Genomic DNA, 13,255 nt, shown 5'->3' on the forward strand with positions numbered 1-13,255 from the left:
TCCCGGGTGCGCACCCGGGTCGCCAGCAGCGACTGGTGCGCATCGCGGAAGGTGGTGTCCGTGACGGCCACCGCGGTCTGGGCGCGCAGCGCCTTTGCGAAGCCCTCCGGGCCGAGTTCCAGCAGGCGCTGGCGCCAGCCCGCGGCCGGGGCCTGCTCGGCGGAGGGGCCGTCGAACGGGCTGCGGTCCGGTTCGGAGAGCTTGTCGCCCGGGAACGCCGGCAGCTTCAGGCGCGGGTCGATGCCCTCGACACGCTTGCCGTTCGGGTGGTTCACCGTCACCCCGGCCAGGAAGGCCAGGGCCTTGGTGCCGCGGTCCTGCGACTTGTTGCCGGCCAGCAGGTCCGGGCGCTTGTCGATGAAGTCGGTGGCGACGTCCCCGGCAATGAACTGCGGGTCGGCCAGCACGTTCATCAGGAACGGGATGTTGGTGGTGACGCCGCGGACGCGGAATTCGGCCAGGGCGCGGCGCGCACGGGCCACCGCGGTCTTGTAGTCCCGTCCGCGGCAGGTGAGCTTGACCAGCATCGAGTCGAAGTGCGGGGACACCTCGGCACCGGTGTAGATGGTGCCGCCGTCCAGCCGCACCCCGGACCCGCCGGCGGAGCGGTAGACCGTGATGGTGCCGACGTCCGGGCGGAAGCCGTTGGCCGGGTCCTCGGTGGTGATGCGCGACTGCAGGGCGACGCCGCGGATCTGCAGCTCCTCCTGGAAGATGCCCAGGTCCGCCAGGGACTCGCCGGCGGCGATGCGCATCTGAGCCTGCACCAGGTCGACGTCGGTGATTTCCTCGGTGACCGTGTGCTCGACCTGGATGCGCGGGTTCATCTCGATGAACACGTGCTGGCCCGCGCGTTCGCCCACGGTGTCCACGAGGAACTCCACGGTGCCGGCGTTCTGGTAGCCCAGGGCCCTGGCGAACTTGACCGCATCCTTGTAGAGCGCCTGGCGGATGCCCTCGTCCAGGTTCGGCGCCGGGGCGATCTCGATGACCTTCTGGTGGCGGCGCTGCAGCGAGCAGTCGCGCTCGAAGAGGTGCACGATGTTGCCGTGCTCGTCGGCCAGGATCTGCACCTCGATGTGGCGCGGACGCAACACGGCCTGCTCCAGGAAGACCGTGGGATCGCCGAACGCGCTGCCGGCCTCGCGCATCGCCGCGGAAAGCGACTCGGCAAGCTGGTCGCGGGTGTCCACGCGGCGCATGCCGCGCCCGCCGCCGCCGGCCACGGCCTTGACGAAGATCGGGAAGCCGATCTTCTCGGCCTCCTTGGTCAGGTAGGCGACGTCGTCGCTGGGTTCGGAGGAGGCCAGCACGGGGATGCCCGCGGCGCGTGCGGCCTTCAGCGCGGCAACCTTGTTGCCGGCCAGTTCCAGCACGTCGGCGGAGGGGCCGATGAACTTGATGCCCTCGGCGGCCGCGGCGCGGGCCAGGTCCGGATTCTCGGAGAGGAATCCGTAGCCGGGGTAGATGGCGTCCGCGCCGGCTTCCTTGGCGACACGGATCACCTCGGCAACATCCAGGTAGGCGCGGACCGGGTGGCCCTCCTCGCCGATGCGGTAGGCCTCGTCGGACTTCTGGCGGTGGATCGAGTTGCGATCCTCGTACGGGTACACGGCGACGGTCTTTGCGCCCAGCTCGTAACCGGCCCGGAAGGCGCGAATCGCGATCTCACCGCGGTTGGCTACCAAGATCTTCGTAAACATGGCGCTCCTAATTGTACTTTTAAACGTAATTTCCACTAGAAATAACAATGATTGAAACTGGCAGGATTCAGCAATGAATTTGATTCAAAAACTGATCTGATATCTACTCGGGACTTGGCGTGCCGAATAACGAAAACCGGCTCTCTACCCCGGATTATTGGGGTTCTCTGGACCTCAAGAACCGGACAAAAGACGATGCGTCACGACCCTGCTACCGAGCTGCACCGCGAGTAAACCACAGACCCGTGGCTCCCGGCGACAGGCTGCCGCCGTTGGGTTTGTACGCCCAGGTGGCCATTGTGCCGGCACTACGAGGCAGGACAAGGCCCGGCGGATCTTGTGGGCCTCAAGCAACCCGACCGTCTCACGCTTTTACCGCCCGCCGGTGCCGGTCATCGACCAGGTACTGGCCCGCCGCGAAGCCGGGGAGCTGGTCAAAGGGGCCGAGAACCAGACGGTGCTGGCGGTCAGAACCGACGTGCAGCGCCGACCCGGATGGGCCTCCGCGGGCGGGAATCCGCGACATGAAGGGCTGCCGGCGAAAAGATCACCGGCGGCCCTTCATGCGTCAGCGGCCGGATGCTGATCCCGACCTGCTAATTGCCCATCGGCACCAAAGCCGGCACTGGACGCATTGCGTTCGACAATCGGTTTTGCGCGGAGGCTGTTGCCTGACGGACAAAGCCCTTGAGGATGTTGAGTTGTTCATCGCTTGTTTTCCAGAGAACCTCTGGATGCCATTGAACTGCGACAACGGGCTCGTTTGGCATCTCAAAAGCTTCAATTAGCCCGTCGTCGGCATAGGCGACTTCCACGGTTCCCGCCGGGAGTTTTTTGATTCCCTGATGATGCAGGCTATTGACCGATATTTTCGGCATCCCTCCGAGCCATTCGGAGAGCTGGCTGCTCCCGGCCACCGAGATGTCATGAACCGTCGTGGCCAAGGCTTCCTCCGTATATCGATGCTTTACGAGCTCTCCCCGGTCCCGGGGAAGATCCATATACAGATCCCCGCCAAGTTCAGCAGTCAGTAACTGAGCCCCACGACAGATAGCAAGAACTGGGATGCCTCGCGAACGCGCCGATCGCCACGCTCGAAGTTCGTTTTCGTCACGGTCGACGTTCACCCCACGTAGAGTCGGATCCTGGCGGTCCCCCTGATATCGCATTGGATCGATGTCGCCGCCGCCGCTCAGGACAAGCCCGTCCACTCGACCGATGATCTCATCGATTCCGAAGACTTCCGCCTGGCAATCAACCGCGAGAGGTACCGCGCCGGCTTCGACGATACCTTCAAACATTCGCCGCCAATGAGTGAACTCCTTAAGTTCCCGTGAGGAGTAAGTGATGGCAATGATTGGACGAGGCACAGATGCTCCTTATTTCATCTTTGAACAAAAATCTCATGACCTGCACGCATGTTCGACCTACCGAGCGCGCCGTGGATCCGCTCCTGCTACCGGACTCGCTGCAGATCAAATTCGAGCGCGTTGGTCTTTGCCTGTTCAATGAGCTGCAGGTACTTTTCCGGGCCATACGGCCACTGCGAAACGATTTTTCCCGTTTTTGACTGGAAGTAGTTTCGCGTTTCGCCCCACACCGTGAGACCCAACCGATCCTGCAACCAGGTGTTGTAGGACTCGAATTGCTCTCGTGAAACATCGACCGTGGTCGCACCGCGGTCGTCCAGGTCGGAAAGGACCGAAGCGATAAAGGCGGCCTGCGCCTCGTAGAAAGTCACGAGGGGTGATGCGTTGGTATTCGGTCCATACATCATGAAGAAGTTGGGGAAATCCGGGACCATCATTCCGAGGAACGCTGATGGTTCGCCCTCCCAAGCTTCATGGAGGTCCCGCCCGCCGCGGCCCCTGACGGTCATCCCGCCGAGGTAGTTTGCCGCGTCGAATCCGGTCGCAAAGACAACGACGTCGAGTTCGTGCTCCTCCCCGTTTGCGTCCCGGATTCCTCGTTCGGTGAGTTCCTGGGCTCCAAACGGCACGATCCGAACCTTTGGATCCTGGATTGCTTGGTAGTAGGAGTCGCTATTGACGGTACGGCGAGATTCGAATGGGAATTTGGGGGTGACGAGCTCAATGAGGTCCGGACGGTCAGCCAGCTCTCCGTGAAGATAGTCCAGCGCGCGCTGTTCCCGCACATGGTTCCAGTGACCATCCCGCTTAGCGTGGCTTGAGTCCCGCTGGATCTCGTCGTACCAGTCATACAGACGTTGCCGCTCTGCAAAATAGGTGTCGCTGGACGAGTACGCCTTACGTTCATCCTCGGTGAAGTCACGCGCCTCCTTCGGGATCACCCAGTTCGGTTCCAGCTGGAAGATCGTGACGCTTTGTGCAGTCTTGGTCGCTTCGGTCACGATCTGGACGCCAGAGGATCCCGTCCCAAGTACCCCCACGCGCTTGTTCTCCAGCGAAAGGCCTTCCTGCCAGCGGGAAGTGTGGCAGACCGGACCCGGGAAAGGATGGTCACCTCGAGCAAAAGGTGGAATCAATGGAATGTTCAAGAAGCCAACGCCACTGATAACGGCATCGAAGGCCCCGTAGTTGGTTCCGCTCGACAGTTCGATTGAATATGTCTGGGATTCGTCGTCCCAAATAGCCGACTCAACCTTCTCGTTCAATTGGATCCGACGCCCCAGATCCCACTTTTGGGCAACGTGGTTCAAGTAGGCGAGAATCTCGTGCCATTCAGCGTGGGTGCGGGTCCAGTCGTACTGCTCAAATGAAAATGAGTAGATGTGCGATTCGAGGTCGACCTCTGCACCTGGGTAGCGGTTGTGCCACCAAGTACCGCCAAGCCCCGGGGCCGACTCGAAAATGGTGAAGTTTTCGACACCATCCCGAATCAACGCAGTGGCGGCAGCGATTCCACTGAATCCCGCACCGATAATAGCCACCCGAGCATTTCGAGAGATTGATTGTTGAGCCATCTCGCACACCTTTCCTAGAACCTGTACATGCCGTAAGAGCGGAGCCCTCACTTAATTTGTAGTACATAAAAGTCTATTGGTCTAGTGAATAAGCCATAAAGCTTTCAGCGCACATTGCCCACAAACCGCCGCCGCTTAGTAGATTGCCTCCCTTCGCCGACCGTTAAAAATCCAAAAATGGCCGAATTTCCGCAGATTTTCCTCGTTCACTGAGAGGTGGGTTCCTTGGTTCGCATGTCCCCCGATCACCGCGGGGCGAGAGGAAGCCTGCTGCTTTGCGACTCGAAACGTAGGGCCGTCCTGCCCCTCGAGAGAAAAATTGTCATTCAGAAATTTGGGAACGTGCGCTGACAGTCGGCACTGTTCCCGCTCCGTGACGGAGGCGTGGATTTGGCGACTATCGATATCCGCCGGGAAATTCTTGACCGCAACCCATCGTCAATTCCAGGGGTCGGCCAACTGGATGCGGCATCACGCTGGCATGGCAAATGGGCGGCCCGGCGCTTCCAGGGACTCCCGCCATCTTCGGGCCACCCGAACGGGGTGCCGCGGCGCCGCACCCCGTTCGGGGATTTGCTGCTCGCTTGACACAAAAGGGCTTCGATTCGCTGCAGCAAGCCGTCGCAGGCCAGTGAAGTATCGAAGGGCCAGTGAAGTATCGAAGGGCCAGCGAAGTATCGAAGGGAAAGTGGCCAGGTGGCACGCGATCCGGGCCCGACGCCCCGGCAGTCGCTGCCGCTCAATCCGGAACAGCAGTTGCCGCGCACCGAAAATCCAGCGACCCCCGCAAGATTTTCAGGTGTTCACTCCGACCCGGCGACGCGGCTCATTCACCCAACAATGGGCGGAGATATCCAACTCGCGATCACACCCGATCCCTTGCGGGACGTTGCGTGGAACCGGCCCAAACAACTGGCAGTTGGTCCATAAATCGGCTCAGCCGTTTACCGCTTCAGCCACGACTCGATGGTCCTGCGCGTATCACGGATATGCGTTTCCATCAGTTCGGCAGCAAGAACATCGTTTTTCGCCTCGATGGCGTTCAAGATTTCATCATGCAGGTCGTTGGCGTTCTCCTCAACGCGACCAAAGAGCGACCCCACCGGGGCCCACATCTGCCGGCGGGCATGGCCAACCGCTTCAAGTAGCTGTGGATTCTGTGCAGCCGCCGCAATCCCCAAGTGAAAAGCCGAATCCAGGGCCTGGAACCGGGCCGTATGCTCGGCATTCTGGTCCGCGAGGCAGGCCTGAAGGCTTGCCTCCATGCTTTGCAGGAGTGCGCGGAGCGTGGCCACGTCCGCACCTGTCCGCCGAGTGGCCGCGAGCCCCGTCGCGGCAGACTCGACGATGGAACGGAAATCAAAGGCGTCACGGATTTCCTGCTGGTTCTTCCGCATCATCAAACGGGCAAGATCCGGATCAAGCTGCGGCGTCTGAACGACAAATCCCCCACCTCGCCCGCGCCGGACCGTCAGCAGTCCTTCACGCTCAAGGACAGTGACCGCGGCCCGGACGGTCGTGCGTGACACATCCAGCTGCTCGGCCATTTCGCGTTCCGTGGGCAGCCTGTCGCCAGGCCTAAATTGACCCGCCTCAATTGAGCGCCGAATCTGATCAAGCACCAGCTCATGGGCTGCGATTTGGCGAATGGGCTTCAAAGCACTTTCATTGCGCATGAGTGATTCCTTTCCTTCGGACCACTAGGCCCAAGTCCAGCTTGAGCATATCCGTGAGAGGACCGCTACGAGAAAAATAAATGGTCTAGATACTTGACCTATAGGCCTTTGTTGTCGGATGATGGGCGTTATGTCAGCCACATTCACAGATGGGAAAGAGAACTTGAGCTCAAAAGTTATTGTCACGGGTGGAGCCGGAGTTATTGGCCAAGCGATCTGTCTGAGGCTCAAGGCCGAGGGGTATACGCCCGTTGCCTTTGATCTTTCGCCCGCCGTGTCCTCAGGGTTCCGCGAGGGTCTGGAGGACATCCAGGCCGTGGAAGTCGATATCACTGATCAGTCCAGCGTGGACCGGGGAATTCTCGAGGCACTCGGTGACGGAGAGAAACTCGCCGGTCTCGTCAATTGCGCCGGCATCCTGCGTCAATCAAACCTTGGCGGTCTCAAGGCCAAGGATATGGAGCTTATGTTCCAGGTGAACATCGCGGGAATGGCCCGGATGACGGATGCTTGTTCCCCCCACCTGCACGACGGCCAGGCCGCCATCGTGAACATCGGCAGTTTGACAGGGCACTTCGGTCGGTTCCGCGGAGCATCAGTCTACGGGGCCACGAAAGCCGGGGTTGCGACCTATACACGCTACCTCGCCGAAGAACTGGCCGAACGAGGGATACGGGTAAACAACGTAGCACCCGGCGTTATCCGCGCCCCGATGAGCCCTTCCATGGCAGCGGTTTCCGGAGGAGAAGAAGTATCCGCCAGCTACGCAATGCTCAAGCGGATCGGAGAACCGGAGGAGGTCGCCGAGCCGGTCGTCTTCCTGCTCTCTCCCAAGGCCTCATTCATCACGGGGCAGACCCTCCTGGTGGATGGAGGCGTCGTCGCATGGTAACCACGATCATGAAGGGCACAAACGAAGAAAATCTTGCGCGTCTCGCCAACGACGAAAGTTTCGCGCGTCTGGACGCAGCCGACCCCTGGGTTATCGACGTGAAGCCCGCCGGTGAAGTCATCCCCGGCTTCCACAGTCGACTGGTACTTACCTCCGGCGCCCCCATGCCTTGGAGCGAATACACCGGAGGGCAGCGCGAAGCACTGATCGGGGGCGCACTCTTCGAGGGACTCGCAGCAGATCGGGCTGGGGCCATAGCAGGTTTCGAATCAGGCGACATCGAGCTCGGCGGCTGCCACGATTACGCCGCAGTGGGCTCGCTGGCCGGTATCTACACAGCTTCAATGCCGGTCTTCGTGGTTCAGAACCGGACACACGGCAACCTGGGGTTCTGCAACTTTTACGAAGGAAAAGAGCCACGAAGGCTGAACTACGGCTGCTATGACGAGGGCGTACATGAACGACTGCTTCATGTGAACACCGTGCTGGCCCCGGTGGTCGGCGAAGCGATCCGTCGACTCGGAGGGATCGCGCTGAAACCTCTCATTGCAAAGGCATTGCGCATGGGGGACGAAGTCCACAGCAGAAATGCCGCTGCCTCGATCCTCTTCGGCCGCGAGATCCTGCCAAGCACGCTCGACATGGTGCAGGAAGATTTCCCAGGCGTCCGGGAAACAATGCTTCATCTGGCAGAAAACGACTACTTCTTTCTACGGCTTTCAATGGCCGCGGCCAAAGCCAGCGCCGACGCAATGCACGTTCAGGGCTCCTCGCTCGTCAGCGCGATGGCCTTCAGCTGCCGCGGGTTCGCGATCAAGGTCGCTGGTCTGGAGGGCTGGTTTGAAGGTCCACCGCCGCTGCACGAGGGAAAGCTCTTTGCCGGCCACAGCGAAGAAGAAATCACCTGGATGGGCGGTGAAAGCCCGATCACCGAGACCATCGGGCTTGGCGGATTCGCCCAAGCCTGTGCTCTCTCGTTGCAGAACTACCAAGGTGGCTCTGCTGCTGCCATGATCGACCGGAACACGGAGATGTATCAGATCGTCCATGGCGAAAACGGAAGCTACAAGATTTCGCTCTTTGACTTCCGCGGAACGCCAACCGGTATCGACATCTTCAAGGTTCTTGACACGGGCATTCTGCCCGTGATGGATGTTGGTCTGGCCGGCCGCGATGGCGGACAGATCGGGGCCGGTGTGATCCGAGCTCCCCGTGAGTGCTTTGAGCTGGCTGCGGCAGCATGGACGAAAAAGTACGGCGGGTGACTGCCCTGAGCCGAGGCTTCGAACTCACCTTTCAGGGCACAACTGCCCTCGTCACAGGGGCAGCTTCCGGGATTGGGAAAGCAACGGTTGAACGTTTTCTCGATTGTGGCATTGAGGTTTTGGCCCTCGACCGAAGTGTTCCACAGGCCGTGACACGGAACGGGGTTTCCTCGTTTCCGTTTGCTGCGGATGTGCGAAACACCGACCAGTTGAAACAGGCAATAGCCGAATTCGGCCGTGCCCCGAATTATGTGGTCAATTGTGCCGGAATCCTTGATTCCACGGGGTTCAACAATGTCGACCGTGAAGCCTTCATGAAGGTGCTCGATGTAAACCTTGTCGGCGCTTACCAGGTGATTGACCTCGTACGCGATGCAGGAGCGCTCCTTTCGGTCGTCAACGTCACCTCGATCGAGGCGACTCGTGTCGTTGCTTTGTCGGACCCAGACCCCCACCCGGCCTACTCGGCGTCGAAAGCCGCACTAACCATGCTTACCAAAACTGCGGCTCGGGCACTGGCTCCTTCGGGTGCCCGTGTAAATTCCGTGGCTCCGGGTTTTGTGCTGACGCCAATGGCCCAGGAACACGGTGGGCAGGAGAACTTGCCGCCGCAGCTTGGACACCGAGTGCCACTGGGCGCGTTCGCAAGGGCCGGCCAGATTGCCGACTCGATCGCTTTCCTATCCAGCGATCAGGCCAGCTACATCACCGGATCAGAACTGGTTGTAGACGGCGGCTTCCGGCAAACCTAGACGGTTCCTGACCCCGAAGTGCCGTCTCCCGCAGCCTCTCGATTGATCGTTACGAACGCGTCTAACCATCCACCCGCAAACCCCATGGAAGGAACCGCAGTGACTAGACTCCACCCAATCGCACAGCAAATGATTGACGATACCCGCTCATCGGGCCAACTAAATGCGCATCTGCTGCCAGTGGCCGATGCTCGTCTACGGTTTGAGGCCGCTTTTGCCTCTCTCCAGAAGCCGGAGCTCGCTTCGGTTCGTGACGTAATGATTCCGACACGCGATAATCAGGCGATTCGGGGGCGCCTTTACCTCCCCGATGGGCGTACGGCACCCGGCTTGGTCCTCTACTTCCATGGAGGAGGCTGGCTACTGGGGAGCATTGACTCGCATGACGTAACGACCCGAAAGCTCGCGGAGTCCTCCGGATGCCCCGTCCTTTCCGTGGACTACCGGCGAGGCCCGGAATCTCCCTTCCCCACGGCCGTTAACGACGCCCTCGATGCGCTCGCATGGGTAAGTTCCCCGGAGAATCCCCTCACCATCGAAAACAACAACAAAGTCGTGGTGGCTGGCGATAGCGCCGGCGGCAACCTCGCTGCTGCCGTCGCCAATGAAAGTCGTCACGAGGGGACGGTCGTTCACCAGCTCCTGGTATATCCGGTGACCACGTGGGATCTGGACCTGGGGTTGGACCCCGAGTTTGATGGCATCATGGTGGAGCGCGACGAGCTCCAGTGGCACCAGGACAACTATCTCGCCTTCGAAGAAGACCGGTCTGACCGACGAGTGAATGTGCTATCTGCCGATCTTCGGGGCGTGCCTGAAGCAACGGTTATTCTGGCCGAATGCGACCCTATCCGTCCGCAGGGCGAGCTCTACGTTGAAGCCCTGCGAGCAGCCGGTGTCACTCTTGAGGTTCAACAATATGCCGGGATGATCCACGGGTTCTTCGGTCTCGACGAAGTGTTCCCAGTTGCTGCAGCAGCGATGGAATTCGCCGGTCACCGGGTTTCGGAGGCACTCCGATGAGCGACGCAGGCTCAGTCACCCTCGTCACCGGAGCAACCGGCGGCATCGGAAAAGCGATCGTCTCCGAGCTTGTGCTAGGAGGCCACCACGTCATAGCGACCGATCTCCGGGAGCCGGCCGCGAAGGACCGGGTGCAGGGTGCCCAATACGTTGCTTCAAATCTCTTGGACGACGCAGGGATTGAACGGCTGATCTCTGCGGTTCCGAGAGGGACGCTAACCGGCTTGGTCAATGCCGCAGGCGTTGCCTTTTTTGATACTGATGGTTCCGTATTCGATATCGCAGAACCGGTGTGGGCGCAGACCATCGGGGTGAATCTTGACGGGCTGCGAAAGGTTACCAAGGCCGCGCTTCCCCTCCTTCGGGCAGGAAACCAGGCATCAATCGTAAATGTCGCAAGCGTTGCGGGTCTCCGGGGCATGGACGCTCCTCTCGACGCGTACCAAGTCTCCAAAGCTGCCGTGGTTTCGCTCTCCCGGTCAATCGCGCTTCAGCTTGGTCCCGAAGGTATTCGATGCAATACCGTCTGTCCCGGGGCCATTCTTACCCCGATGATCTCGTCCCTCTATGACGAATCGCCTGAACGCCGTCAAGACATGGAGAGGCGCACGCCGCTGCGTAGGCTCGGTCTGCCGGAAGACGTCGCTTCCGCAGTCTCCTTCCTCCTATCGGACAAGGCATCATTCGTGACAGGAACGAACCTTGTCGTCGACGGTGGCTGGACCGCGCAAATCAAATAAGACGTTCGGAACCACAAACGTGTGGGTCTCGCCTAAGCGAGACCCACACGTTTGTCGTGGCTTAACCGGGTAGCGCTTGAGATCGGTTCCTGGAGCCACACCCGAAAACCAGCATATGAATTGACCTCCAACTACATGCCCGGGACCGCGCCATGACCGGCTCTGCCCGCATCGCGGATCTGGCTGGGCAAAGAACACAAATTTCGGCGGGGTTCACCGTCCTGCCCAGCCCTGACACCACGTGCACCTACGAACGCGACGAGGAACCCTTCGCCCGCGAAGCTGACCTGGACGCAATCTAGGTCGTGCGAACGAACAAGTCCCCTGGCCAACGCGAAAACAGTCTCCAAGGCCCTCAAGATCCTTGGTTGGGGCGTCCGCGCCATCCGCCACTACAGCGAGGACCGCGCCGGCTCCCGTAGCTTCCTTCTGCAGGCTCGCCGCCCACCTCGCATGGTGCCGGTGCTCCGCCCGGGCGCCGCTGAGGTTCACCGATGAAAACCGTCCCGTCCCCCGATGACCCAGTTGCCAGGGTCGCCCGTTGCGAAGCGGCCGAACCCAAAGCCGACACCATGAATTCGACGGTCGTCCACCGCCTGCAGCTGGGAACTCGCCACCCATGGATGAACCAGGCCCCGCAGCACCATCCGGATCCAGGGCGGCAGGAAGGCCCTCGAGTTGCTCATCATGCCCACCACCCGCCGGTAACGGGTCATGAGCCTCATGGGACAGAATGCCGAAGTCCGCAGAAAGTGGCCAGACACCCTGAACCCAAAAACGGCAGGATCCCCAACCGGGGATCCTGCCGTTTTTGCCATCGTAATTCTACAAACTCAGGCACTCGTTGCGGGCCTGGAGTTCACCCCTCAGTTGACCACGGCAGGTGCACCCTGGCCGAGCCGCTCCGATTTGCTCAAGGTCCGCTTTCCGAATACGAGGTTCTTGAATTGCATCAATTAGTGGTGTTCCAGATGCCGTGCACGCTCCCAGCTCGTGATGTTGGTACGAAGCCAGTGCCCATACTCTTGGATTTCCGTGCGCTGGAGCTGGTGCACTGCGTCAACAAAGATTTCGCCCAGGAGCTCCTTCGCGATCGGGGAATTCGCGAACTTTTCGGTGGCCTCGGCAAGTTCCGTTGGTAGTGGCGCTCCGGTTTTGGCGGTTTCGTCAAGGTCCAGACCGTTTTCGATTCCGTGGATGCCGCCAGCGAGCAACCCAAGAGCAGCGAAATACGGGCTGGTGTCGGCGCCAGAAATGCGATGTTCCACCCTGGCCGCACTCACGGTTGATGTCAGTGTCCGGCAGGCAACGCTTCGGTCATCGTTTCCCCAGCTGGGGCGGTTGGCCACATACATCTCCGGGTCAAATCGTTTGTAGGAGTTGATGTACGGCGCGAAAAGGGCTGTGAAGTCAGACATTGTCGCAAGCAACCCGGCGAGATAGTGTCGTGCGGTTTCGGACAGCTTGCCAGGCGCATCCGCAAAGATGTTCCGGCCACCGGCCATGAGACTTGAATGGATATGCCCGCCGGCTCCGCATTCGTCGCCAAAGGGCTTGGCCATGAACGATGCGGCAAGTCCTCGTTCTGCACAGAGTTCACGCATGTACTGTTTCGCTCGGGCAGCATTATCTGCCGCCCGAAGTGCTGGTTGCGGTGAGAGGGTGAATTCAAAGAGTCCCGGGCCAAGTTCTGAGTGGAATGCCTCTACTTCAACGCCGATGTGTTGCATACGCGCCACAAACTCTTCGATGAGATCGGCGGCGCCAGCGACCCTGCTCAAGCTGTATGCGTTTTTGACTCGGCCAAGTCCCTCGGTCTCGCCGTCTAGCCTTCCGCGGTCCTCGTCATGGAAGATCCAGAATTCAAATTCATAGCCGAGGACCGGGGTGAGTCCACGTTTCTGGTACCGTTCAACGACTCGCTGCAGTGCTCCACGCGGCGAGGCTTCGAAGGGTTCGCCATCGGGCGTGACTAGGTCAGCGATGACGGCATCGGTTGCTTCACGCCAGGGAAGTGTGACACGCGTTTCTTCATCTACACGAAGTGATGAATCTGGGTATCCGTTCGTGGCGTTGCTAAACCCGTTGTCCGTGACGCTGTCCGTCAGTGAAAGCCCGTACATGACGGTGCTGATGTTCGACAGGGAATCAGGTTGCGTCTTTTCAGACCTCAGCATTTTCCCGCGTAGCCCGAGGGCGTAATCGGGGATTTCGACGCGGGTCATTGGCACCCGGGGGGTTGAATAGGTCATTTCCGTTC

General features: G+C 60.3%; 11 protein-coding genes. 6 read left to right on the forward strand and 5 right to left on the reverse strand.

Annotated elements, in window-relative coordinates; translation table 11 throughout:
* The 4 genes from ACIQLF_RS20015 to ACIQLF_RS20030 form a co-directional block, all read right to left on the reverse strand.
* Positions 1 to 1,703, reverse strand: a 1,703-nt coding sequence (locus tag ACIQLF_RS20015) for a biotin carboxylase N-terminal domain-containing protein (RefSeq protein ID WP_400302451.1), incomplete at its 3' end; no start/stop codon positions are given.
* A 596-nt stretch (positions 1,704 to 2,299) separates the two neighbouring features.
* The gene (locus ACIQLF_RS20020) at positions 2,300 to 3,004 is read right to left on the reverse strand and encodes a gamma-glutamyl-gamma-aminobutyrate hydrolase family protein (protein ID WP_400302453.1); all 705 of its coding nucleotides are present in this window, start codon (positions 3,002 to 3,004) and stop codon (positions 2,300 to 2,302) included.
* Between the two features lie 155 nt (positions 3,005 to 3,159).
* A complete protein-coding gene (locus ACIQLF_RS20025; protein WP_400302456.1) occupies positions 3,160 to 4,647 on the reverse strand; it encodes a flavin-containing monooxygenase in 1,488 nt (495 codons plus the stop codon).
* Between the two features lie 944 nt (positions 4,648 to 5,591).
* The gene (locus ACIQLF_RS20030; RefSeq protein WP_400302459.1) at positions 5,592 to 6,323 is read right to left on the reverse strand and encodes a FadR/GntR family transcriptional regulator; all 732 of its coding nucleotides are present in this window, start codon (positions 6,321 to 6,323) and stop codon (positions 5,592 to 5,594) included.
* Between the two features lie 130 nt (positions 6,324 to 6,453).
* Here ACIQLF_RS20030 and ACIQLF_RS20035 point away from each other — a divergent pair, with 130 nt between their 5' ends.
* From ACIQLF_RS20035 to ACIQLF_RS20060, 6 genes are all read left to right on the forward strand, one after another.
* Positions 6,454 to 7,215 carry an SDR family NAD(P)-dependent oxidoreductase gene (locus ACIQLF_RS20035; protein ID WP_400302461.1) on the forward strand — a complete coding sequence of 254 codons (762 nt, stop codon included), beginning with the start codon at positions 6,454 to 6,456 and terminating at the stop codon, positions 7,213 to 7,215.
* Positions 7,209 to 8,480: a DUF1116 domain-containing protein gene (locus ACIQLF_RS20040; RefSeq protein ID WP_400302463.1), complete on the forward strand. Its 1,272-nt coding sequence runs from the start codon at positions 7,209 to 7,211 to the stop codon at positions 8,478 to 8,480. Before ACIQLF_RS20035 ends, ACIQLF_RS20040 begins: the two co-directional genes overlap by 7 nt.
* Entirely contained in the window at positions 8,456 to 9,232 is a 777-nt protein-coding gene (locus ACIQLF_RS20045; protein ID WP_400302465.1) for an SDR family NAD(P)-dependent oxidoreductase, read from the forward strand. Before ACIQLF_RS20040 ends, ACIQLF_RS20045 begins: the two co-directional genes overlap by 25 nt.
* Positions 9,233 to 9,361: 129 nt before the next feature.
* Positions 9,362 to 10,255 carry an alpha/beta hydrolase gene (locus ACIQLF_RS20050; RefSeq protein WP_400302467.1) on the forward strand — a complete coding sequence of 298 codons (894 nt, stop codon included), beginning with the start codon at positions 9,362 to 9,364 and terminating at the stop codon, positions 10,253 to 10,255.
* Positions 10,252 to 10,995, forward strand: a complete 744-nt coding sequence (locus ACIQLF_RS20055; protein WP_400302469.1) for an SDR family NAD(P)-dependent oxidoreductase — start codon at positions 10,252 to 10,254, stop codon at positions 10,993 to 10,995. The genes ACIQLF_RS20050 and ACIQLF_RS20055 overlap by 4 nt, the downstream gene beginning before the upstream one ends.
* A gap of 152 nt (positions 10,996 to 11,147) precedes the next feature.
* Positions 11,148 to 11,297: a hypothetical protein gene (locus ACIQLF_RS20060; RefSeq protein ID WP_400302472.1), complete on the forward strand. Its 150-nt coding sequence runs from the start codon at positions 11,148 to 11,150 to the stop codon at positions 11,295 to 11,297.
* A gap of 654 nt (positions 11,298 to 11,951) precedes the next feature.
* On the opposite strand, the gene ACIQLF_RS20065 is transcribed toward ACIQLF_RS20060, so the two are convergent.
* Entirely contained in the window at positions 11,952 to 13,247 is a 1,296-nt protein-coding gene (locus tag ACIQLF_RS20065; protein WP_400302474.1) for a glutamine synthetase family protein, read from the reverse strand.
* Positions 13,248 to 13,255 lie beyond the last annotated feature (8 nt).

It is taken from the genome of Paeniglutamicibacter sp. NPDC091659 (genome assembly GCF_044756805.1).
GTDB lineage: Bacteria > Actinomycetota > Actinomycetes > Actinomycetales > Micrococcaceae > Paeniglutamicibacter.

What these genes read in the sequence shown, in the direction of transcription:
- ACIQLF_RS20020 (WP_400302453.1), bottom strand. Translation starts at nt 3,004, where the DNA reads ATGTTTGAAGGTATCGTCGAAGCCGGCGCGGTACCTCTCGCGGTTGAT.
- ACIQLF_RS20025 (WP_400302456.1), bottom strand. Translation starts at nt 4,647, where the DNA reads ATGGCTCAACAATCAATCTCTCGAAATGCTCGGGTGGCTATTATCGGT.
- ACIQLF_RS20030 (WP_400302459.1), bottom strand. Translation starts at nt 6,323, where the DNA reads ATGCGCAATGAAAGTGCTTTGAAGCCCATTCGCCAAATCGCAGCCCAT.
- ACIQLF_RS20035 (WP_400302461.1), top strand. Translation starts at nt 6,454, where the DNA reads ATGTCAGCCACATTCACAGATGGGAAAGAGAACTTGAGCTCAAAAGTT.
- ACIQLF_RS20040 (WP_400302463.1), top strand. Translation starts at nt 7,209, where the DNA reads ATGGTAACCACGATCATGAAGGGCACAAACGAAGAAAATCTTGCGCGT.
- ACIQLF_RS20045 (WP_400302465.1), top strand. Translation starts at nt 8,456, where the DNA reads ATGGACGAAAAAGTACGGCGGGTGACTGCCCTGAGCCGAGGCTTCGAA.
- ACIQLF_RS20050 (WP_400302467.1), top strand. Translation starts at nt 9,362, where the DNA reads ATGATTGACGATACCCGCTCATCGGGCCAACTAAATGCGCATCTGCTG.
- ACIQLF_RS20055 (WP_400302469.1), top strand. Translation starts at nt 10,252, where the DNA reads ATGAGCGACGCAGGCTCAGTCACCCTCGTCACCGGAGCAACCGGCGGC.
- ACIQLF_RS20060 (WP_400302472.1), top strand. Translation starts at nt 11,148, where the DNA reads ATGACCGGCTCTGCCCGCATCGCGGATCTGGCTGGGCAAAGAACACAA.
- ACIQLF_RS20065 (WP_400302474.1), bottom strand. Translation starts at nt 13,247, where the DNA reads ATGACCTATTCAACCCCCCGGGTGCCAATGACCCGCGTCGAAATCCCC.